The following is a 17,954-nucleotide window of genomic DNA, read 5'->3' as shown; positions in this document are numbered from 1 at the left end:
GATGAGGATGACCCGATGATCCGCCGCCTGCTCCCGCTCGCCGCCCTGCTCTGCGTCGCCGCGACCGATCCCGCGCCGCAAAGCCCGGCCCAGCTGTTCGGCCCGCTGTTCGATGCGGTGCAGATGGCGCAGGTGTTCCCCGACGCGAAGACCTTCGTCGATGCGGTGCCCAGGGAGGAGCCTGCGGCGATCCTCGCGGCCTATCGCAAGGCCAGGCCCAGGACGCGGGAGGCGCTGAAGGCCTTTGTCGAGGCGCATTTCACGCTGCCGGCGGAGGGCAATGGCGCGCCCGCACCCCAGGAGAAGCTGGGCCTGCGTGGGCATGTGCAGGCGCTGTGGCCCGTGCTGTCGCGCCCGGCGCTGGCCCCCGAGCCGGGCAGCTCGGCGCTGCCGCTGCCGGCGCCCTATGTGGTGCCGGGCGGGCGCTTCCGCGAGATCTATTACTGGGACAGCTATTTCACCATGCTGGGCCTCAAGGTCGACGGGCAGCAGGCGATGGTCGAGCACATGCTCGACGATTTCGTCAGCCTTATCCATCGCTACGGTCATATCCCCAACGGCACCCGCAGCTATTATCTCAGCCGATCGCAGCCGCCCTTCTTCGCGCTGATGCTCGACCTCTCGGATGCACGCGATCCGGCGGTGCTGCGCACGCGGCTGGCGGCGCTGCGCAGCGAATATGGCTATTGGATGCGCGGGGCGGGCTGCCTCACCACGGCGCAGCCCGCCTGCGAGCATGTCGTGCGGATGGCCGACGGCAGCCTGCTCAACCGCTATTGGGACGCGCGCGAGACGCCGCGTGACGAGAGCTACCGCGAGGACGTCAACACCGCCAAGGCGGCGGCAGGACGTCCGCTGACCGCGGTCTATCGCGACCTGCGGGCAGGGGCGGAAAGCGGCTGGGACTATAGCTCGCGCTGGCTCGCCGACGGCAAGACGCTGGCGACGGTGCACACGACGGACATCGTGCCGGTCGATCTCAACAGCCTGCTCTGGGCGATGGAGCGCGGTATCGCGCAGCGCTGCGCGACGCTGGCCGATGCGGACTGCGCGGCCGACTTCACCCGCCGCGCCGCCCAGCGGCGGAAGGCGATCGACACCTATCTCTGGCTGGCGCCCGAGCAGCGCTACGCCGATTATGACTGGCGCCAACGGCGCGCGACCCCGGTGCTCTCGGCCGCGACGCTGTTCCCGCTCTTCGTCGGCGCGGCGGGCAGCGAACAGGCGAGCGCCGTCGCCGCCACCGTGCGCGCCAGGCTGGTCGCCCCCGGCGGCCTGCGCACTACCGGCAATCGGACGGGCCAGCAATGGGATACGCCCAATGGCTGGGCGCCGCTGCAATGGGTCGCGATCGACGGGCTCGCCGGCTATGGCCAGCGCGACCTCGCCAAGGACATTGCCGGGCGCTGGCTTGGGACGGTCGACCGCGCCTATCGCGCGACGGGCAAGATGCTCGAGAAATATGACGTCGAGGAGCAGGTTCCCGGCGGCGGCGGGGAGTATCCGCTGCAGGACGGCTTCGGCTGGACCAACGGGGTGACCAGCGCGCTGCTCGAACGCTATCCGGATCTGGCGACGGGACGCTGAGGGCCTGCTGCTCCCCATGTCGGGGCGCTGAGGGCAGGCAGCGGCGCGATCAGCATCAGGCATAAGGCGTCCTGCAACCCGGGCTCTGGCGCGCCTCGATCCAGCGCGTTGCCAGCCACCGCGCAGCCATGTCTCGAGCCGTTCGACCCGAGCGCCGCGATCGGCAGGGCTGCGCTCGAACGGGCGCACGAGTGGCGAGCAGACCGCCCCTCCGCCTGGATCGCACGACCGAGCGACCAAAACGCCGGATCGTACATACGCACCCCGCAGATTTCAGCGGTTTACAAAGCGGTATGGGATCTAGTGAAATCGGAAATTGGAGCGGGTGAAGGGAATCGAACCCTCGTCGTAAGCTTGGGAAGCTTCTGCTCTACCATTGAGCTACACCCGCAACGCGCTGAATTAATGCGCTTTTTTCTGATCTAGCCAAATCTGTTTTGCAGATTTTTTGCAGAGGCCGGTTCAGAGGAGGTCCTGATAGCGATCAAATGCACGGCGCGCAACGCCCGCGCGCACATTCTCGCCTTGGGTGACGTGGCGTAGATTCTGCCGCCGATTGTTCAGACCATTGCCGTCAATGTGATCGATGACGGTTCCATTCGCGTCACCCATAATCAGCCGATGCATCAGAACGGTGCGGCCTTCGATACTCGTGACGGCATAGGCCGTGAGACTGCGGCTTGGCTTGAGGAGGCGCCAGCGGTGGCGCGCGATCAAGTCCAGGTCGGCTTCATCTACCCAAGCCACAGCGCCCGCGGTGCGACCGACCAGCTGCACCTGGACTCCGTTCATCTATCGCGCGCCGTGCGGGCGGCGATGCGCTGCCCGAGGGCGACCACGACGCGGGTATGATCGACATAGACCTTGCGGATGTGCGCCACGCGATCTGGCGACCAGCCCATGATGTCCGCTGCTTCCTGGTCTGTCAGTTCCCATTCCGTCAGCAGCATCGTGCAGAAGGTGCCGCGCACGTCGTGCAGGTGCTTCGGCCGAGCGTTGCCGTCTTCATCGACGTGGGCGATGTTGGCGGCGTCGCGGATCCTGTTGAAGCTGCCGCCGAAGCCGTCGCCCGACCATGGCTCGCCCCGGCTGTTCACCAGCACGTTGTTCACGCCTGGCGCGCGGTAGCGGGTGCGCAGCTCGTCCAGCACCTTTTCCAGCTGCGGCGTCTGCGGGATCACGGCGCGGCGGCGCTTGCCGCGGCTCCGCTTGAGCGCCCGCTTCACGATGGCGAATTCGCCCACCTGATCCCAGGTGAGGGAGACGAGATCCTGCCGGCGCATGCCGGTGACCGCCGCCAGTTGCAGGCCGTCGATCAGATAGGGGCGGCCTTCCTCCCAGGCGTGCCATTCGAACGCGGCCATATCGTCCTGCGTCCAGATGATCTCGGCGCGGTCGCTGCCCTTGTAGAGCTGGGGGATATCGCGCGCGACGTTCAGCGGCACATGGCCGCGAAGGCGGGCGAACTCCAGGAGGGCCGACAGCACGGTGATGCCGATATCGGCCGAGCGCGGCGTGCCGGCGCGATCGTCGCGCCACTTCACCACCTTGGCCGTCATGCGCGGATCGGCGAAGATCGCGGTGGGGAACTTGCCCCAGCGTTCCTCGATCAGGTCGACATGGCCGCGCCATACCCGGCGGGTGGAGGGGGCGAGCGCGCGCCATTCGGGGCTCGCCTTGGCAGGGTTGTCGTCGTCCTGTGGATTGGACGGGCACCACTGGCGGATCACCCATCGGAACAGGTTGGGCGCGACGCTGGTCTCGTCGACCAGGGCGGCGGCGATCGCGGCATGATCCGCGCGCGTCAGCGCCGGCTTGCGCGGGCTCTGCACCTTCCGGATCAGTGGGCCGCCGCGATAGGCGTAGATGTACCAGGTGACGGGCTTGCCGGGGCGGGCCGATTTGATGAACTGAACACTCATAGCTGGGCCTCGAAACGATCGAAGTCGCTGCTGGCGACGCCGGGCACCGGGGTGGGCGTAGCTCGCGATTCGAACACGCTGACCGAACCGTCAGGAGAGATCTGGAAGCCGGCAACGTCAAGGCCCAGCTCGCGCGCGATCTCGACCGCTTCGGCGATCTTCTCGCGGCGTGCCCATCTGGCGCGGCGATTGCTGCTCTGCGCGTTCATCGGGTTTCCAGTCCCAGGCGGACGCGGTGGATCATGTATTCGGCCCATTCCATGCGGCCGGCAGCGCGATCTTCGTCGCGATATTGCTGGATCAGGGCATTGTGCCGGCTGGTGGCCTTCTTGCCGATGTCGCGGGCCTCGGGCGTGCCGCGCGTTCCGTTGCGCGTCGTGCGGGCGACGATCGAAAAGGGCGTCAGCACCCGGCCGCGCGCCGTGGCTCGGTTGTTCCAGTCGGCATTGTGCTGGCTGGTGCAGAAGAGCTGGTTGGCGCGGTTGGGCTCGAACAGCTTGCGGCACTCGGGGCACTCTCGCGGTGGCCAGCCACCCACTTGTTGCCCCGGCATGCGGTTGCTGACGCGCGGAGAGCACGCTTGTAACAAGGGTGGAGCCACACGCTTATTCACCGTCCGTCACCGAAGGTGCTAGCCACGACGCCCCACTGCTGATGAACAGCCGAAAGGATCGACCTATTCTGAGCTTCATGAGCAGCAGCCGCGTTCCACAATGAGCGGTCGACGATTCCGCTGATCTCGTCCGATATCAGCTGGTCGATCGTACGCGGGTCGAGAGCATCAAGCTCCCAGCTCTTCGCACCGAAGCGCTCGATATATGAGCCAGCCCGGCTATCCGTTTCCTTGGCAGGGTTGGGCGGAGGCCGATAGCGCTGCACTTGGTCGAAATTGAGGGCTAGGCGCCTGACTTCTACAGGCGCCCAAGCGAACATGGACAGCCGGTCGCGATTGTCGCGAGTCATGTCGATGCCGCTAGGGTCGTGATCGCCGAGGTGCAGGACGATGGGTTCAATGCCGCGGTCGAGCAGTGCGCTGAAGCGCTTGCCTGCGGCGTATTGCTCGGACTGAGAAGTGTAGCCGCGGCACGCGAAGAATGGCACGCGCCAGCGCTCGCACACCGGTTCCACGACGCCGATCAAGGCATCCTTTTCGATCCAGACTTCCACTCGCTGCGGCTGACCAGACCAGAGGTCTTCGCGGTACTGTTCCGCTACTGCATGAATGATTGACTGAGGGCTATCCCACGCTGCGACAGTCCGCACGTTACGCGTGCGATCCTCGATCGAACTCCAATCGATTAGGCCCGCCAAGCGAGCATCGTTGATAATGGAGCCGAGGCGCTTGTATTCGCTTTGCTTGTTCGCAATCAAATCGCGCGCAACGAACTGATAGTATAGCTGCCGCAGGGTCAACGTGAAGCCCTGCTCGGCGTATTCATCGATAATCGCAATGGCTTGGTCGATGATAGCGAGACTTCCCCGCTGGAACGCGCGGGCGACGAACGCTTCAGTCGGCATGAATATGCTCCCTCTGAACGCTCGGGCGCGACCAGCGGCGGCGCGCCTGTTGATTGACGGAGTGCAGGAACAGGATGTGCGGGCGCTCGGCGCCGGGCCACCACGGTTGGTGGTGGCAGATCAGCGCATCGATGCGGGCGAGCTGCTCGGCGTTCGCCTCGTCCGGCGCGCGGGCGATTCGCTGGGCCAGCGTCTCGCGGATGCCGGCGAGATCCTGGCGGATCTCCGCATGGCTGGCCTGCAGCTCGGGCTCGGGCTGGTGGCTGACGATCGCGTGCCACATGGCGGCGAGGGCGCCGATCACGCGGGCGCGATCGGCCGCGGCTGCGGCCTGCTCGGCCTTTCCGGCCTTCGCCAGCTGATCGGCGTGGCGCTCCCGCGCCGCGCGGAGGCGGGCGGCTTCCTGCGCGAGGCCGCGCCAGTCGCGGGCGACTTCGTCGGTGCGGTTCATCACGCGTCACCATCGTCGAGCAACGCATCGACCAGATTGTCGTCTGCAACAGTGGCCAGCAACAGCCGAGCCAGCGCATTGACGGAGAGGCCCCGCTTCGCCGCATGCGGGCGGAGGGTGCGCAGCACGTCGTTGTCGATGCAGACGGTGTGTTGCTTCGACGTAGATGGTGCGGCCTGGCGTATGGGGCGCTCGGTGCCACGTTTCCGGGCTGCGCTTGCTTCCAGCGCCGAGACCGACTTCACGTCGATGCCGATCTTCCGCGCGATCTGGGCTGCCGTAATTCCTTCGGTGCGCAGATGCTCGATCGCTGCCGTGCGGGTGGGGAAGCCCAACGTTGGCTTAGGACTGCTCATGCCCAGCCCTCCAGATATCGAGTGAGGGCACCGAGCAGCTGCCCGCGACCATCGTCGAGAAACTCGCCGCTGGCGACGCTCGCCTCGATCGCCAGCTTCGTCGCATCAGCCAGCTTCTCGATCGCTTCCTGATCGTACGGCGTGTGGACGTTCAGCGGGCCTTCGGTTGCCGCCATCATGATATCCGCCAGCGCGGTTGCGGCCTGCGATGCAGCGGCCAGCACAAGGCGGCGAAAGTCGGGGGTGTCGGCCACGTCGGTCACTCTGCAGCCTCCAGATCGATGCGTTCGCCCAGCTGGGCGGCGGTGCGGGCGTAGGCGCGGGCAGCGCGGGCGGCGGGGCCGTTCGGCTCCTCCGCACGGCGGGGGCCGAGCGCCTTCAGGATGTGTTCGCCGGCGATCTTCGCCATGCGGGTGAGGCGTCGGCGGCGGGCGCCGAGATAGCCCCTGCGCAGGATCTGGGGGACGAGCGCCCAGCAGTCCGCGCACAGCAGGTGGCGCAGCTCGCGCTGGCCGGAGCAGCCCCGGCGCTTGCAGATGTAGCGGCGGGCGGTCACAGCGCCGGGCTCCAGGCGATGGCAAGGGCGATCGCACCGCAGACGGTGAGCGCCAGCATCCACAGCATGGTCCAGCCCAGCGCGCGGCTGCCGCCGCAGGCCTCGGGCGCGAGATCGTGATCGTCGCGGCGCATCAGAACGGCGTCCCCGCGATGCCGAGCATCACGATCATGCCGACGATCACGCCAGCGAGAAGCGGCAGCGAAACAGGGTGGGCGTCTGCCAGCTCGCTGGCGCGTCGCGGCAACGACGGCGCGAAGGGTTCGCGCTGATCAGCTTCTAGGTGGACGCGTGTCCATCGTGGGGAATCGTGCATCGTCGCCTCCATGCGTGATGGAGGCGTTGCTTACATTCAGCGTTCGCTTAAAGTCAATGCTTATTCAGCTTTCGCTTACAACGTCAGAAGCCGACGATTTCGTCCCATGGGATGATGCGGTGAATGTGCTTCACGTCCGCGCGCGGCACGCGGAAGGTGGTTGCGGGGTTGAACTGCTCCAGCTCAAAATAGCTGGCGCTGATCCTCACCAGGCGCTTGGCCAGCACGACAAACACGCGCTCTTCATCGCCGTCCGGGCGGCGCATCTGGACGATCACGTAGTCGCGAACCTTGGGCGGGCGGTGGGGGTCAACATATGCGATCTCGCCGCTCTCGTAGCGCGGCGCCATCGAGTGGCCCCGGAAGTAGATGGCGTACACGTCACGGCGATTGTCGAGGCTGGCCGGTCGGCGAGCATGGTCAATCACTTCGTCCAAATCGAGAGACATGGCCTCTATGTGGTGGATATGGCTATCTTCTGTAAAGTCGATGTCTGCGCATTCGGCCGTGCCGAGGACGGGAATGTCCCGCGGGCGATCATTGCCCTGAAACGCCATGCGAGGGGCGCGAGCAGCTGGTGCCGGCGGTTCCTTCAAGGTCTGGCGGAGGCCTGCTTCAAACTCGGTGAAGGTGATGCCGATCGCGTCGAGCAGCTTCTCGATCGTGCTGTGGTTTGCATTGCCACGGCGCTTGATGTCGGAAAGTGCCTGCCGGCTGACGCCTGCCCGCTCGGTCCAGGCGTTCGCCGATAGGCTTTCCGGCTTCACTGCCATCAGGCGGTCGAACAACGATATTGGGTCTGCTGCCATGGCTTCAGCAATAACTAAATCAGCGCTGGCGGTCGATTTCAGTGAACGCTTACACAAATCGCTTGCAATGTAAGCGAATGCTGAATTATGCAGCGTCGCCATGGAACTGCCGACGAACGAAGAGCTGCTATCCACGTTCCAGAGCTTTCTGGATCGGCATAGCATGGCACCGACGCGTTTCGGCGCGCTGGCCACGGGTGAGCCGCAGCTTATCGCGAGCATCAAAAAAGGTCGCTCGCCGAGGCTGGCGCTGCTGCACCGGGTCAAGGCGTTCATGGACGCCAAAGATGCCGAGTTGGCGGCGGAAGCGGGTGATCATGCTGAGGCTGATAACTCGCAGGTGCAGCATGCGTCATGCGGAAGCGAAACGATAATTTCCGACAGCGATGAACGGGAGGTGGCGTGATGGTGCGTCCGATGCAGCCTGATCCGAAGCGCCCTCCCCGGAGGGCCGGAGGCATGAGCGTGAGCGCACTTCGCGGCCTGCATCCGGCATTTCGCATGCCCACTGCCAGCAACCGTCAGCCGAAAGGCCGCATCGAGATGTTGCCGCTGTGCCGGATCGCCGTTCAGTCGAACAAGGCGCCTGCACTCGGCGCAGACCGAGGGTTAGAAACCCTCTTCCCGAAGTCTTCGCGAGACATCTGCCATGTGGGTGACCAGATCGTGGAAGAGGTCAGGCGTGAAAGTGATGATTGCTCGGCTATCGTTGGGGCGCTCGAAGGCAAGGCAGACGAACTTCGCTCCATCATCGTCGATCAATGTTCCGACGTTGATGGCCTCGCGGCCCTGGGGGGTAACGACGATTTCGGCCATGTTCAGTCTCCAGTCGGTTGTGAGTCCGTTCCGACTGTAGCCGAAGGGGAGGGAGCGGCAAGCGCCCTCCCCGGAGGGCCTGAGGCATGAAGCCCGAGCGCCTGGCGCTGAAGCGCGCCTTCGGTGAGACGATCAAGGGCGTGGGCGGCCTGGAGGCGGCGGCAACGTTCTGCCGTGTCGGCAAGACGGCGCTGGGCGATGCGCAGAACATCAACTGTCCCGATCGATGGCCCACGCTGGACGTGATCGCGGACCTGGAGCCGCTGGCGCGCGAGCGCGAGGGGTGGCCGCACGTCACGCGCGCGTTGTGCCGTGAGCTGGGCGGCACCTTCGTGATGCTTCCCAGCGCCCCGGCAGATCGCGGCGATTTTCTGCGCAGTGCCGGCGCGCTGGGCCGCGAGGCCGGCGATGTGACGCAGGGCATCTGCGAGGCGCTGGCCGACGATGGGCAGATCGATGCCCGCGAGGCCCACGGGGTTCGGACCCAAATTGCAGAAGCGCAGGCCCTGCTCGCCGCCCTGGACGAGCAGATGCGCGCCATCATCGCGGAGGGAAAATGACCATCATGCACCTGCAGGCGACCGTGCCCAGCCTTGGCGCCCACAAGCTCGCCTGGATCGTGGGCACGTCCGCGCACCCGGCCGACGATATCGAGCGCTTTGGGCAAGCCGTGGGCGGTGTGGCGATGTTCGATCGGGTGCTATCCGGTGAGGTGGTGCCGTGCGCGGTGATGGCGGCCGAGATCCAGCTGTGGAGCATGGGCACCATCCAGCGGCAGGACTGGCGCCGGCCGGCGCGCGGATGGTGGGGTGATCGCCCGACCGGGTGGTTCAATCCTCGGGTTCCCGCGGCGGCCTGATCATGGCGGGGGGGAACAACATCATTCCAGTTACCGGCGCGCGGCCCTCGGGTCGCACTGAAGACGCGCGCCTTGGCGAGCCGAGCCGTTTCCCCCCGCCCTCGGCGGTTCGGCTCGCCTCAACCGATCAACGAGACGCCCATGCTTGATGCTGCCGGCATCACCGAATGGGTGCGCAATGCAAAGGCGGGCGACATGGCCGTATATGCGCGGGGCGAGACCATATCACGGCCGGTGGCCGAGTTGGCGCGCCGCTTCCAAGAACAAGGCTTGGTGGATCTGACGCGCCGCCGCGACGGCGGTTGCTGGCAGTTCCTGATCCAGCGCCGATCGGCGACGTTCCGCGCCGGCCGCCAGGTGCGCCGGGTGCATCCGCGCTCCAGCGCCGAGAGCGCGATCCTGCGGATGATCCGAGACGCGATCCGCCTCGGCCAGCCGTGCCCGACGAATGCCGAATTCGCTGAGGGCGCGGGGCTGAGTGGCGCGATCGCGGCCAGCTACCGGCTCCGGAAGCTGGTGCGCAACGGGAAGATCGAGCTGGTCGACCATGGTCCGTTCGAACGACGCGTGGCGGTGCTGGTGAGCGCCGACAAGCGCACGGTGCGGGCGCCGCTCTGATGGCGGACCAGGTCGATGATGCGAGCGAAATCGAGCAAGCGCACATCGACCGTGCGCTGGCCGAGGTGCGCCGGGAGCCCTTCGAAGCTTGGGTGTCCGGCAAATGCGAAGAGTGCGGCGACGAGACGCCAAGGCTGGTGGAGGGCAAGTGCGCCCCCTGCCGCGAGCCCTGGCCGCCCCTGCCGCGTCGATATTGAGCGGAGGAAAGCCATGGGTTGGGAAGCGATCGAGAATGTGAAGCCGGTCTATTCCAAGTCGGCGGTGCCGGCAGACGGCGTACTGGTGAAGACGCGGCGGGCGATGAACGACATCCGCTTCATCGAAGTAAAGGTTGGAGGGGTGCTCGCAAAGAGAGCGCGGTTTCATGCCGACGAATACAAGATCCGGCTGTTGTTTGGCACCGGGCCTGACGCGGGCAAGATTGCTGTCTCGCTCGACCAGCAGAACGGGACGTTCCTCGCGCGCAAGGGGCGGCGGAACGAGGTCTATACGCTGACCATCAATCGCGCGGCGGCGGAGGGCTTGTTCTCGCTTGAGTTCGATCCCTTCACGGTCAGCAACGTCGAAGCGATCCGGCCCGAGAACGGCCAGCCGCCCATGTTCACCTTCAAGGCATCGGCCCAGATGCTGGAGGTGGAGTGATGGACGCCGCGCAGACCGCCGAGCGCATCCGCGCCGCCCATGCCGCCACGCGTGCCCAGCGCGCCGAGGGGCTCGCCTATGCCCGCGCCTGGCGCGTGCGCAACAAGGCCAAGTTCGACGCCCTCTACCCCCAACCGCCGCATAGCTGCCGCTGCACGACCTGCGGCCAGTGGGTGCTGGCTTCGGAGTCCGTGCAATGATCGAGATCGAGACGCGCAATTTCGTGCAGGCGATGGACATCGCAGGATCCGTGCTTCGGCGCGGTTCGCCTATCCAGGTCCTGCGGCAGCTGCGGTTGCATGCCAATGGTTCTCTGGCCGTCGCGGGCACTGACTTGGACGTAGCATGCGAAGTGAAGCTGCCCTATTCGGGCGAGCCGCAGCCGCCCTTCATGCTCCCGGAACCGGGCTATATTCGCAAGGCGGTGGGCCACGCCGGTGCCGGCACGGTGCGGCTGGAGCCGGTGCGCGGAGATTATGAGGCGCTGAAAGTAACGGCTGGCGATCTGAGCCTGGATGCAGGCACGCGAACCTCGGCGAGCGACTTCCCCGAGCATGATGTGCAGGGCTTTGCGCATGAGATGCTGAGTTGCGTGCTGGGTGCGGGTGAGATTGCGGCCCTTGCGCGTGTGGCGCGCGGCATTTCGACCGAAGAGACCCGCTACTACTTGAACGGGATCTACCTCCACCTAGTGGACGACTGGACGCTGCGCGCCGTCGCGACCGATGGTCACCGCCTTTTCTGGGCGAACCTGAAGGTGCCGGGTGCGAAGATCCATCGCGACAGCTTCCGGCCGGTGATCCTCTATCGCGGGCTGATCCAGCGCGTGCTGGCGCGTTTTCGGCGGTGCGACGAGGTTGCGCTTGTGATCGGATCGCCGGCCGTAGCGAACTCTCCTTCGAGCGCGGAAGGTACGGCGCCGGCGCCCAACGTTGTGCCTCGATCGGCTTTCGGCGCGGTTTTGGGCAGTTTGGCGGTGACCTTCCGCGGCAAAACCATCGACGGGACCTATCCGGATTATCAGCGGGTGATTCCTGTGCGGCACGACCATCGTGTGATCGTCGACGTTGTCGCCATGCGGCGCGCTATGCAGGCATTGACGGTCGGGAGCGGGTGGAAGGCGCCGAATATCCGCTTCGTCGTCGACGGCAAATCGCTGCTGTGTTCGATCAATGCGCAGTGGGGTGAAGAGGTCAACGCGCTGCAGATGCGCGTGCCGTTGCTCGATGGATCGGCGGTAACGGACAAGTATCAGATTGGGCTCAACGGACGGTACCTGCTCGACTGCCTTGATGCATGTCGCGGCGAGCGGCTGACGATGGGCCTGAGCGGCAGCGGCGATCCCGTATCGCTGGCCGATGATGTAGATGCCGACTTCGGTATGGTGTTGATGCCGGTGCGTGTCTGATGGCGGTCGGCACGCTCCCCACCTCCTCGCTGGGCGCCAAGCGCGCGGGCGATACGCTCGGCTACTTCCCGACGCCGCCCTGGGCGACGCGGGCGCTTACCGAGTGGCTGGACGCCGAGTTGGGCGAGAAGATGGAGCTGCAGACGGCATGGGAGCCGGCGTGCGGCGAAATGCACATGGTGCGACCGCTGCGCGAGCGCTTTGCCGAGGTGATCGCCAGCGACGTGCAGGCCTATGGCGCGCATGACCTGATCGACTTCCCATCGTTTGGCTGGGCCTATCCTAAGGCCGATTGGGTGATCACCAATCCGCCGTTTTTCCTGGCCGAAGCGTTCATCGCCACGGCGTTCGATGCGGCGCGGCGCGGGGTGGCGATGTTGGTGCGGACGGCGTTCCTCGAATCGGAGGGGCGCGTCACGGGGCTCTTTACCGCGAACCCGCCCAGCTATGTGCTGCAGTTCGCCGAGCGCGTGGTGATGCTGAAGGGTCGGCTGATCCGCGCCAACGCCGTTGATCCGTTCGCCGAGGTGGAGGGCCGCAAGGCCAGCACGGCCACCAGCTATTGCTGGATCGTGTGGCTGCGCGGCGCCGATGGCTTCTGGCCCGGGGATACAAGGCTGCGCTGGATCAAGCCCTGCCGTGCCCGGCTGGAGCGGGACGGCGACTATCCGTATTATGGCGCGGAGCCCGTGCCGACCTGATCGGGAGAGCGGGGCGGACACCCCGTGCCCTAGCGCTTCGCCGGGTGGCGTCTCCCATTACCCGGCACCCCAACCAGAACAACAAGCCCATTTCGGGGGGAAACCGTGTCACCGTCACCCACCAGCAAGGTAGACCTGGAAGCGATCCGCCGCCGGCACTCGCTTTCGGGCCTGATCGGCAAGCGCGTGAAGCTGCAGAAGACGGCGCGCGGCTTCAAGGGCCTGTGCCCGTTTCACCAGGAGAAGACGCCCAGCTTCGAGGTGCGCGACGGGCAGGGCACCTATCATTGCTATGGCTGCGGCGCGCATGGCGACCTGTTCCGCTGGGTGATGGAAACCGAGAATGTCGATTTCCGCGAGGCGATCGCGCGGCTGAGCGAAGGTGAGCCGATCGCCGCCGCCGCGCCGATCGCGCAGCGCGACAGCCGCCGGCGGGAGGATGCGTCGTTCGTGCCCTCGGCCGAGGTGGCGCGGTGGCTGTGGCGGACGTCGCAGCCGGCGCTGGGCTCGATCGTCGAGCGCTATCTGCTGTCGCGCGGGCTGCAGTTGGGCGGGATCCGGCAGGCGCGGATGCTGCTGTCGCTGCGCTTCCATCCTCGGGCCGCCGTGTCGCCGTGGCGGGTAGGGGCGATGGCGGGCGACGTGCGGCGGCGGGCGCCCGCGATGCTGGGCCTGATCGTCGATCGCGACGGCCTGCCGATCGGCGTGCATGCCACCTATCTGCGGCAGGACGGCAGCGACAAGATCGAGCGCAAGATGTGGGGCGCGCTGCAGCGCGGCGCGGTGTGGCTCCACGGTTGCCCAGGCGATGCCGTGGGCACGCGGATCGCGGTGGGCGAGGGCATCGAGACCGTGTGGAGCTGGGTGCAGCGCAACGATTGGGACGGTTCTGCGGCGGCGGCGCTGAGCCTGGACAATCTGCAGGGCGGCATCGTGCGCAAGGACGGGGTGTGGCCGCTGTGGAACATCCGCGCCGATCTCGACCGGCCGCCGTTCCTGGTGGAGCGCGCCGAGGAAGTGGTGGTGCTGGTCGACGCCGACATGAAGCCGCTGACAGACCAGAAGCTGCAGCTGCGGCGCGCGATGCGCTGGGAGCGCGGCACGATCGACCAGGCCGAGCGCGCGCGGATCTGCGCGACGGCGGCGGTGCAGCACTGGCGACATGCCGGCGCCGGACTGGTGCGCGCCGAGCGCCCGCCGATGGGGATGGATTTCAACGACATGGTGAGGGCTGCGCAATGACGTATCAGCGCAAGGAAGTAATCGGGCGGGCGACGCTGTATCTGGGGGATGCTGCAGTCGGCGGTAAATTTCTCGCTGCCAAATCTGTAGCCGCTATTATCATGTCGCCCCCATTCTGGCGTCAGCGCGACTATGATCAAACGGGACAGTTGGGACTTGAGCGCACGCCGGCAGAGTTTGCGAATAGCCTCGTTAATATTATGCGCGATCTGCGGCCAGCGCTAACCGACGACGGGTCGGTTTGGCTGGAACTTGGCGATACCTATGCATCTGGCGGGAATGGGGGTGGTGGATCGCGAGCCGCCAAGCGACGGAAGTTGGTATCGATTCAGCAGCGAACCGGTTGGCGCGCTGCGCCGCCTGGGTACAAGGATAAGGATCTTTCCCTCACGCCCTTTCACGTTGCTGATCGGCTGCGGGCTGATGGTTGGTATCTGCGCAAGGTAATCATCTGGGATAAGATGGTTGCTACCGAGCCGCCTAGAATTGACCGCCCTTCGGTCTCGCACAGCTACGTTTTTCTGCTTACCCCTTGCGAGAGCAGCCGCGTGCGCAACCCTGGCGAGCGCTGGTTCGCAAGCTCAGTCTGGCATGTTCATCCCACCATCGGGCCGGAAAGCGGTAGCCACCCGGCACCCATGACTGATGAAATAGCACGACGTTGTATTGCTTGCTCGACTAACGAGGGTGATACCGTTCTCGACCCCTTTTCGGGAAGCGGCACGACCGCAGCAACGGCGATTGCTATGGGTCGGACGGCTATCGGGATCGAGTTGAACCCGACCTATTTCGACATCGCTTGTCGGCGTATCGAGGAAGCCAATCGTCAATATAGCCTGTTCGAAGGTGCCGCAGCGTGAGCGGGGATCGACTGCGCCTGTATGTCGAGCGGATCGAGCGGCTGCTCGAGGAGCGTGCCGGGATCACCGGCGACATTCGCGATGTGTATGCCGAGGCGAAGGCCGAAGGCTATGACGTCAAGACGATCCGCCAGCTGATCGCGCGGCGGGCGATGGAGCCGCATCACCGCGCCGAGGCGGAGGCGCTGCTGGCGACATACGAGGCAGCGCTGGGCATGGAGGATGCCGAGGCGCGCGCGGCGATCACCGCGTTGCGGCCCGATGCGGCGGCGATCGCGCTGGATCTGCTGACGGCGGAGATCGTGGCGCTGGAGGACGGCAACCAGGCGACGATGCTGGTGGAGCATGTGCTGTTCCTGCTGGATCTGCGCGCCGAGATCGCGCTGTTGCGGGCGCAGGAATCGGCGCGGCGGAAGCTCGCCAAAGAGGAGGGTTTCGACGCCAAGCAACTCGCCCTTGTGGTTCGCTGGTTCGAGAAGGTGGCCAAGCATGGCGAGGAGGCGATGCGCGCCGGGGAAGCGACGTTCGGCCTGTATCGCGGCACGGTGGAGGCCCACCAGGTGAAGGCCGGCATGGCGACCGAGCGGGACCGTGCGCTGTTCGAGAAATTCGCCGGGGAAGACCGGCAGCAACAGAAACAATCGGCCCGCCGCAAGCGCGTCAGCTCCGCGCTGATGCTGGCGCGCGCCGTGAACATCGACGGGAAGGGAAAGCGCCATGGCGGCTAGGACGGGGTTTGACGTGGAAGTGGTGGATCCGTGGGCGCTGGCGTGGAAGGAACTGAACGACCAGGGCAATGCCGATCGGCTTGTCGCGCATGCGCAGGGGCTGCTGATCTATGTGCGCAGCTGGGGCTGGCTCGCCTATGAGGACGGGCACTGGTCGCGCGACGATGGCGAGCGGCTTGCCCGGCTGAAGGCCATGGACGTGGCGCGGGGCATTCGCGCCGAGATGGAGGAACTGGAGGCGCGGCTGCAGCGCCGGCCGCTGCCGGACGGCATGAGCGAGGACTTTCTGGAGGCGCGGATCGAGGCGCTATCGAAGCACGCGACGAAATCCGGCGACAGCTCCCGCACCAAGGCGATGCTGGAGCAGGCGGCGAACCTGGACGTGCTGAACCGCCGGGAGGAGGAATTCGATGCGGATCCGCTGGCGCTGAACGCGCGCAACTGCACGCTGCGATTCCGGCAGGGTGCCGATGGCTGGGAGGTGCGGGATGCGCCGCACGATCCGGCGGACCTGCTGACCAGGCAGTGCGCGGCCGAGTGGCGGCCCGACGTGAAGAACGAAATGTGGCTGAAGCACATGGAGACGGTGCTGCCGGACAAGGACGTGCGGTGGTTCTTCCAGAAGCTGATCGGCTATTGCGCCACCGGCCTCAACGTCGAGCAGATCTTCGTCATCCTGCAGGGCAAGGGCGGCGACGGCAAATCGACCGCGATGAACGCGATCCGCATCGTGCTGGGCAGCTATGGCGTCTCCGGCAAGGTGCAGACCTTCCTCGACGGACCCGATACCGATGCCGGCGGGGCGACGCCCGAGCTGGTGCGCTTCGTGGGCGATACGCGGCTGATCTCCATCCAGGAGCCCAAGCGGGGCAAGGCGATGGCCGAGGAGCGGGTGAAGCAGTTCACCGGCGGCTCTCCGGTGCCCTATCGACCGCTTTACGGCGCGGAGAGCGAGTTCGAGCCCCGCGGCAAGGTGGTGATGGAGGCGAACAAGCGGCCCCGCATCAGCGGCGACGACGACGGCATCTGGCGGCGCATCATCATCATGCTGTGGCGGCACCAGTTCAAGGGCGGCGCGATCGTGAAGGGGATGCACGAACGCATCCTGAAGGACGATCCCGGCGGCGCCTCGGGCGTGCTGAACTGGATCATCGCGGGCGTGATCGGCTATCTGAACGATGGCTTGGAACAGCCGCCCGAGGTGGTGGACGCGATCGAGGAGTATCGGCGTTCCGCCAACCCTTTTTCCGAGTGGGCCCACGCGAAGCTCGACATGAGCGACCCGCTGGCGCGTGAGCTGTCGTCGGACCTGTACAAATCGTACAAGGAATGGTGCGAGGCCGAGGGGTTGAGCGACGGCGAGGTGATGAATTCCACCCGCTTCGGGCGCGCGTTGGGCGACCTGCAGATCATCATGTGCGGCAAGGACAGCAAGGGGCTGAAGCTCCGCCGTGGCGCGCGCCTGCGCCGCACGGGCGACCTTCCGGCGGGCGCTGCCGAGCCGGCTTCGGGCGCCGACGATGACGGCGAACCGCTGTGAGGAACGGACAGTTCACGGACAGTTTGCCCATACTGTCCGTGATTTTCAGGGGCGTGGCGCGGATTGGAACGTGGGCCGAGTGTGCTAAGAAGGTCAAGTTGATGCAAGCATTGTTGAAACCGTCCGTCTGTCCGTTAACTGTCCGTGGCTAGAACCAGCAGAAAAGCTTGAGTTACGGACGGTACGGACAGTACAGACTGTTTCGGTCCTAAGCTCTCCATATGTGCGCTCATGCATGCGCGATATCCCTTCATCCGTCTGTCTGTCCGTTCCTAAAAATCAAAGAGGGTAAAATGCTTTCTTCTACTTTCTCCAACGCATCGAAGGCGCGGAACGGCGAGTTTGGTGGCGATCTCGGTTGGACGTTCGACGCGGTGCAAGAGCGGTTGGTGGAGGCGTGGGCCTTCCTCGCCCGCTTGCCGGATCGCGAGGCGGGGTGGCTTCGGGTGCAGGCCACCTGGCCGGACGTGCGGCGCCACCATGCGTTCGGTGACTACGGCGACATGGATGTGGACGCTCGCCCTCGGCTCCCCGGCCTGTCGTCGGTCGAGGTGGGCCAGATGGAGGAAGCACTGGGCTGGCTCCAGCATGTGCCTGAGCGCGATCGCAAGCTGGTCGGCTTGGTACTGGCCCAGCTGCAGCGCGCCGCGCGGCCTGAGTGGGCTTGGATCGCCCGTCGGTTCGGCAACGTGGCCGAGCCCGACGCCTATCGCAAGCGGTACGGCCGCGCGGTGACCCGCATCTGTCAGGCGCTGAACGCCGCAGAAAATCGAGGGTAGAGGCACGCAAGGGGTAGAATGTGATGTCGAGCAAATATCAGTTGTCCGCCTCGGCGCAGTTTTGGGCTATCCAGCAGATAGCCTTGGGGCAGTCGCATGCGGGGCAGGGGCGGTGCCGCCTCGACCGAAAGGCGGCGGCAGACCTGCAGGGGAGCGCATCCTCGACCGGATTTCTCCCGGAGGCGCAATATTATTTCAGCGCGCAGCTCGAAAGCGGCGAGGCGGCGCAACATCGTTGCGCGGATG

Annotated in this window: 27 protein-coding genes, 1 tRNA gene and 1 pseudogene; 15 read left to right on the top strand and 14 right to left on the bottom strand. The window is 65.9% G+C overall.

Going from position 1 to position 17,954, the window contains the following annotated elements; translation table 11 throughout:
- The first annotated feature begins 15 nt into the window (after positions 1-15).
- Entirely contained in the window at positions 16-1,587 is a 1,572-nt protein-coding gene (treF, locus tag S2M10_RS03650) for an alpha,alpha-trehalase TreF (RefSeq protein WP_168844899.1), read from the top strand.
- Positions 1,588-1,904: 317 nt separating this feature from the next.
- On the opposite strand, the gene S2M10_RS03645 is transcribed toward treF, so the two are convergent.
- The 13 genes from S2M10_RS03645 to S2M10_RS03585 form a co-directional block, all read right to left on the bottom strand.
- A tRNA-Gly gene (locus tag S2M10_RS03645) sits at positions 1,905-1,978 on the bottom strand.
- A 71-nt stretch (positions 1,979-2,049) separates the two neighbouring features.
- Entirely contained in the window at positions 2,050-2,364 is a 315-nt protein-coding gene (locus S2M10_RS03640) for an HNH endonuclease (protein ID WP_168844898.1), read from the bottom strand.
- Between the two features lie 11 nt (positions 2,365-2,375).
- Positions 2,376-3,509 (bottom strand): tyrosine-type recombinase/integrase, encoded by a 1,134-nt coding sequence (locus S2M10_RS03635; RefSeq protein WP_168844897.1) that lies wholly within the window; start codon positions 3,507-3,509, stop codon positions 2,376-2,378.
- Positions 3,506-3,718 (bottom strand): hypothetical protein, encoded by a 213-nt coding sequence (locus S2M10_RS03630; RefSeq protein ID WP_168844896.1) that lies wholly within the window; start codon positions 3,716-3,718, stop codon positions 3,506-3,508. The genes S2M10_RS03635 and S2M10_RS03630 overlap by 4 nt, the downstream gene beginning before the upstream one ends.
- On the bottom strand, positions 3,715-4,062 hold the full coding sequence (locus S2M10_RS03625; RefSeq protein ID WP_168844895.1) for a hypothetical protein: 348 nt from the start codon (positions 4,060-4,062) through the stop codon (positions 3,715-3,717). Before S2M10_RS03625 ends, S2M10_RS03630 begins: the two co-directional genes overlap by 4 nt.
- 56 nt (positions 4,063-4,118) lie before the next feature.
- Positions 4,119-5,027, bottom strand: a complete 909-nt coding sequence (locus S2M10_RS03620; RefSeq protein ID WP_168844894.1) for a hypothetical protein — start codon at positions 5,025-5,027, stop codon at positions 4,119-4,121.
- On the bottom strand, positions 5,017-5,478 hold the full coding sequence (locus S2M10_RS03615) for a hypothetical protein (RefSeq protein ID WP_168844893.1): 462 nt from the start codon (positions 5,476-5,478) through the stop codon (positions 5,017-5,019). The genes S2M10_RS03620 and S2M10_RS03615 overlap by 11 nt, the downstream gene beginning before the upstream one ends.
- On the bottom strand, positions 5,478-5,834 hold the full coding sequence (locus S2M10_RS03610) for a hypothetical protein (protein ID WP_168844892.1): 357 nt from the start codon (positions 5,832-5,834) through the stop codon (positions 5,478-5,480). Before S2M10_RS03610 ends, S2M10_RS03615 begins: the two co-directional genes overlap by 1 nt.
- Positions 5,831-6,097 (bottom strand): hypothetical protein, encoded by a 267-nt coding sequence (locus tag S2M10_RS03605; RefSeq protein ID WP_168844891.1) that lies wholly within the window; start codon positions 6,095-6,097, stop codon positions 5,831-5,833. Before S2M10_RS03605 ends, S2M10_RS03610 begins: the two co-directional genes overlap by 4 nt.
- A complete protein-coding gene (locus S2M10_RS03600) occupies positions 6,094-6,390 on the bottom strand; it encodes a hypothetical protein (RefSeq protein ID WP_168844890.1) in 297 nt (98 codons plus the stop codon). Before S2M10_RS03600 ends, S2M10_RS03605 begins: the two co-directional genes overlap by 4 nt.
- Positions 6,387-6,524, bottom strand: coding sequence for a hypothetical protein (locus S2M10_RS03595; protein WP_168844889.1), 138 nt, complete (start codon positions 6,522-6,524; stop codon positions 6,387-6,389). Before S2M10_RS03595 ends, S2M10_RS03600 begins: the two co-directional genes overlap by 4 nt.
- A complete protein-coding gene (locus S2M10_RS03590; protein ID WP_168844888.1) occupies positions 6,524-6,706 on the bottom strand; it encodes a hypothetical protein in 183 nt (60 codons plus the stop codon). The genes S2M10_RS03595 and S2M10_RS03590 overlap by 1 nt, the downstream gene beginning before the upstream one ends.
- Before the next feature lie 83 nt (positions 6,707-6,789).
- Positions 6,790-7,617 carry a helix-turn-helix transcriptional regulator gene (locus S2M10_RS03585; RefSeq protein ID WP_168844887.1) on the bottom strand — a complete coding sequence of 276 codons (828 nt, stop codon included), beginning with the start codon at positions 7,615-7,617 and terminating at the stop codon, positions 6,790-6,792.
- Between S2M10_RS03585 and S2M10_RS03580 the strand changes: the two genes are divergently transcribed.
- Positions 7,616-7,921 (top strand): hypothetical protein, encoded by a 306-nt coding sequence (locus S2M10_RS03580; protein WP_168844537.1) that lies wholly within the window; start codon positions 7,616-7,618, stop codon positions 7,919-7,921. The genes S2M10_RS03585 and S2M10_RS03580 overlap by 2 nt on opposite strands.
- 203 nt (positions 7,922-8,124) lie before the next feature.
- Here the strand turns inward: S2M10_RS03580 and S2M10_RS03575 are convergent, their stop codons facing one another.
- A complete protein-coding gene (locus tag S2M10_RS03575) occupies positions 8,125-8,331 on the bottom strand; it encodes a hypothetical protein (RefSeq protein WP_168844886.1) in 207 nt (68 codons plus the stop codon).
- Between the two features lie 86 nt (positions 8,332-8,417).
- On the opposite strand from S2M10_RS03575, the gene S2M10_RS03570 reads away from it, so the two are divergent.
- The 13 genes and pseudogenes from S2M10_RS03570 to S2M10_RS03510 all read left to right on the top strand — a co-directional run bounded on the left by S2M10_RS03570 (position 8,418) and on the right by S2M10_RS03510 (position 17,708).
- Positions 8,418-8,891 (top strand): phage regulatory CII family protein, encoded by a 474-nt coding sequence (locus tag S2M10_RS03570; RefSeq protein WP_168844885.1) that lies wholly within the window; start codon positions 8,418-8,420, stop codon positions 8,889-8,891.
- Complete coding sequence (locus S2M10_RS03565; protein ID WP_168844884.1) at positions 8,888-9,190, top strand: hypothetical protein; 303 nt, start codon at positions 8,888-8,890, stop codon at positions 9,188-9,190. Before S2M10_RS03570 ends, S2M10_RS03565 begins: the two co-directional genes overlap by 4 nt.
- 141 nt (positions 9,191-9,331) lie before the next feature.
- A complete protein-coding gene (locus tag S2M10_RS03560; protein WP_168844883.1) occupies positions 9,332-9,808 on the top strand; it encodes a hypothetical protein in 477 nt (158 codons plus the stop codon).
- A complete protein-coding gene (locus tag S2M10_RS03555) occupies positions 9,808-10,005 on the top strand; it encodes a conjugal transfer protein TraR (protein ID WP_168844882.1) in 198 nt (65 codons plus the stop codon). The genes S2M10_RS03560 and S2M10_RS03555 overlap by 1 nt, the downstream gene beginning before the upstream one ends.
- A gap of 13 nt (positions 10,006-10,018) precedes the next feature.
- The gene (locus S2M10_RS03550) at positions 10,019-10,450 is read left to right on the top strand and encodes a hypothetical protein (protein ID WP_168844881.1); all 432 of its coding nucleotides are present in this window, start codon (positions 10,019-10,021) and stop codon (positions 10,448-10,450) included.
- A complete protein-coding gene (locus S2M10_RS03545; RefSeq protein ID WP_211090830.1) occupies positions 10,447-10,650 on the top strand; it encodes a hypothetical protein in 204 nt (67 codons plus the stop codon). The genes S2M10_RS03550 and S2M10_RS03545 overlap by 4 nt, the downstream gene beginning before the upstream one ends.
- On the top strand, positions 10,647-11,858 hold the full coding sequence (locus tag S2M10_RS03540; RefSeq protein ID WP_168844879.1) for a hypothetical protein: 1,212 nt from the start codon (positions 10,647-10,649) through the stop codon (positions 11,856-11,858). Before S2M10_RS03545 ends, S2M10_RS03540 begins: the two co-directional genes overlap by 4 nt.
- Positions 11,858-12,559: a hypothetical protein gene (locus S2M10_RS03535; RefSeq protein ID WP_168844878.1), complete on the top strand. Its 702-nt coding sequence runs from the start codon at positions 11,858-11,860 to the stop codon at positions 12,557-12,559. Before S2M10_RS03540 ends, S2M10_RS03535 begins: the two co-directional genes overlap by 1 nt.
- Positions 12,560-12,664: 105 nt before the next feature.
- The gene (locus tag S2M10_RS03530) at positions 12,665-13,801 is read left to right on the top strand and encodes a CHC2 zinc finger domain-containing protein (protein ID WP_168844877.1); all 1,137 of its coding nucleotides are present in this window, start codon (positions 12,665-12,667) and stop codon (positions 13,799-13,801) included.
- On the top strand, positions 13,798-14,661 hold the full coding sequence (locus tag S2M10_RS03525; RefSeq protein WP_168844876.1) for a site-specific DNA-methyltransferase: 864 nt from the start codon (positions 13,798-13,800) through the stop codon (positions 14,659-14,661). The genes S2M10_RS03530 and S2M10_RS03525 overlap by 4 nt, the downstream gene beginning before the upstream one ends.
- Positions 14,658-14,882: pseudogene (locus S2M10_RS22555) on the top strand (DUF2312 domain-containing protein); the annotation flags it as partial. The gene S2M10_RS03525 and the pseudogene S2M10_RS22555, both read left to right, overlap by 4 nt.
- A 496-nt stretch (positions 14,883-15,378) precedes the next feature.
- The gene (locus tag S2M10_RS03515; RefSeq protein ID WP_168844874.1) at positions 15,379-16,929 is read left to right on the top strand and encodes a phage/plasmid primase, P4 family; all 1,551 of its coding nucleotides are present in this window, start codon (positions 15,379-15,381) and stop codon (positions 16,927-16,929) included.
- A gap of 293 nt (positions 16,930-17,222) precedes the next feature.
- A complete protein-coding gene (locus S2M10_RS03510) occupies positions 17,223-17,708 on the top strand; it encodes a DUF6362 family protein (RefSeq protein ID WP_168844873.1) in 486 nt (161 codons plus the stop codon).
- The last annotated feature ends 246 nt before the right edge of the window (positions 17,709-17,954 follow it).

The sequence above is a fragment of the Sphingomonas sp. S2M10 genome, assembly GCF_012650175.1.
Lineage (GTDB): Bacteria > Pseudomonadota > Alphaproteobacteria > Sphingomonadales > Sphingomonadaceae > Sphingomonas.
This window is presented reverse-complemented; position numbering and strand designations above follow the sequence as displayed.

Excerpts from the sequence above, each read along its gene's own strand:
- treF (WP_168844899.1), top strand. The coding sequence starts at position 16 with ATGATCCGCCGCCTGCTCCCGCTCGCCGCCCTGCTCTGCGTCGCCGCG.
- S2M10_RS03635 (WP_168844897.1), bottom strand. The coding sequence starts at position 3,509 with ATGAGTGTTCAGTTCATCAAATCGGCCCGCCCCGGCAAGCCCGTCACC.
- S2M10_RS03630 (WP_168844896.1), bottom strand. The coding sequence starts at position 3,718 with ATGAACGCGCAGAGCAGCAATCGCCGCGCCAGATGGGCACGCCGCGAG.
- S2M10_RS03625 (WP_168844895.1), bottom strand. The coding sequence starts at position 4,062 with ATGCCGGGGCAACAAGTGGGTGGCTGGCCACCGCGAGAGTGCCCCGAG.
- S2M10_RS03620 (WP_168844894.1), bottom strand. The coding sequence starts at position 5,027 with ATGCCGACTGAAGCGTTCGTCGCCCGCGCGTTCCAGCGGGGAAGTCTC.
- S2M10_RS03615 (WP_168844893.1), bottom strand. The coding sequence starts at position 5,478 with ATGAACCGCACCGACGAAGTCGCCCGCGACTGGCGCGGCCTCGCGCAG.
- S2M10_RS03610 (WP_168844892.1), bottom strand. The coding sequence starts at position 5,834 with ATGAGCAGTCCTAAGCCAACGTTGGGCTTCCCCACCCGCACGGCAGCG.
- S2M10_RS03595 (WP_168844889.1), bottom strand. The coding sequence starts at position 6,524 with ATGCGCCGCGACGATCACGATCTCGCGCCCGAGGCCTGCGGCGGCAGC.
- S2M10_RS03590 (WP_168844888.1), bottom strand. The coding sequence starts at position 6,706 with ATGCACGATTCCCCACGATGGACACGCGTCCACCTAGAAGCTGATCAG.
- S2M10_RS03580 (WP_168844537.1), top strand. The coding sequence starts at position 7,616 with ATGGAACTGCCGACGAACGAAGAGCTGCTATCCACGTTCCAGAGCTTT.
- S2M10_RS03585 (WP_168844887.1), bottom strand. The coding sequence starts at position 7,617 with ATGGCGACGCTGCATAATTCAGCATTCGCTTACATTGCAAGCGATTTG.
- S2M10_RS03575 (WP_168844886.1), bottom strand. The coding sequence starts at position 8,331 with ATGGCCGAAATCGTCGTTACCCCCCAGGGCCGCGAGGCCATCAACGTC.
- S2M10_RS03570 (WP_168844885.1), top strand. The coding sequence starts at position 8,418 with ATGAAGCCCGAGCGCCTGGCGCTGAAGCGCGCCTTCGGTGAGACGATC.
- S2M10_RS03565 (WP_168844884.1), top strand. The coding sequence starts at position 8,888 with ATGACCATCATGCACCTGCAGGCGACCGTGCCCAGCCTTGGCGCCCAC.
- S2M10_RS03560 (WP_168844883.1), top strand. The coding sequence starts at position 9,332 with ATGCTTGATGCTGCCGGCATCACCGAATGGGTGCGCAATGCAAAGGCG.
- S2M10_RS03555 (WP_168844882.1), top strand. The coding sequence starts at position 9,808 with ATGGCGGACCAGGTCGATGATGCGAGCGAAATCGAGCAAGCGCACATC.
- S2M10_RS03550 (WP_168844881.1), top strand. The coding sequence starts at position 10,019 with ATGGGTTGGGAAGCGATCGAGAATGTGAAGCCGGTCTATTCCAAGTCG.
- S2M10_RS03540 (WP_168844879.1), top strand. The coding sequence starts at position 10,647 with ATGATCGAGATCGAGACGCGCAATTTCGTGCAGGCGATGGACATCGCA.
- S2M10_RS03535 (WP_168844878.1), top strand. The coding sequence starts at position 11,858 with ATGGCGGTCGGCACGCTCCCCACCTCCTCGCTGGGCGCCAAGCGCGCG.
- S2M10_RS03525 (WP_168844876.1), top strand. The coding sequence starts at position 13,798 with ATGACGTATCAGCGCAAGGAAGTAATCGGGCGGGCGACGCTGTATCTG.
- S2M10_RS03515 (WP_168844874.1), top strand. The coding sequence starts at position 15,379 with ATGGCGGCTAGGACGGGGTTTGACGTGGAAGTGGTGGATCCGTGGGCG.
- S2M10_RS03510 (WP_168844873.1), top strand. The coding sequence starts at position 17,223 with ATGCTTTCTTCTACTTTCTCCAACGCATCGAAGGCGCGGAACGGCGAG.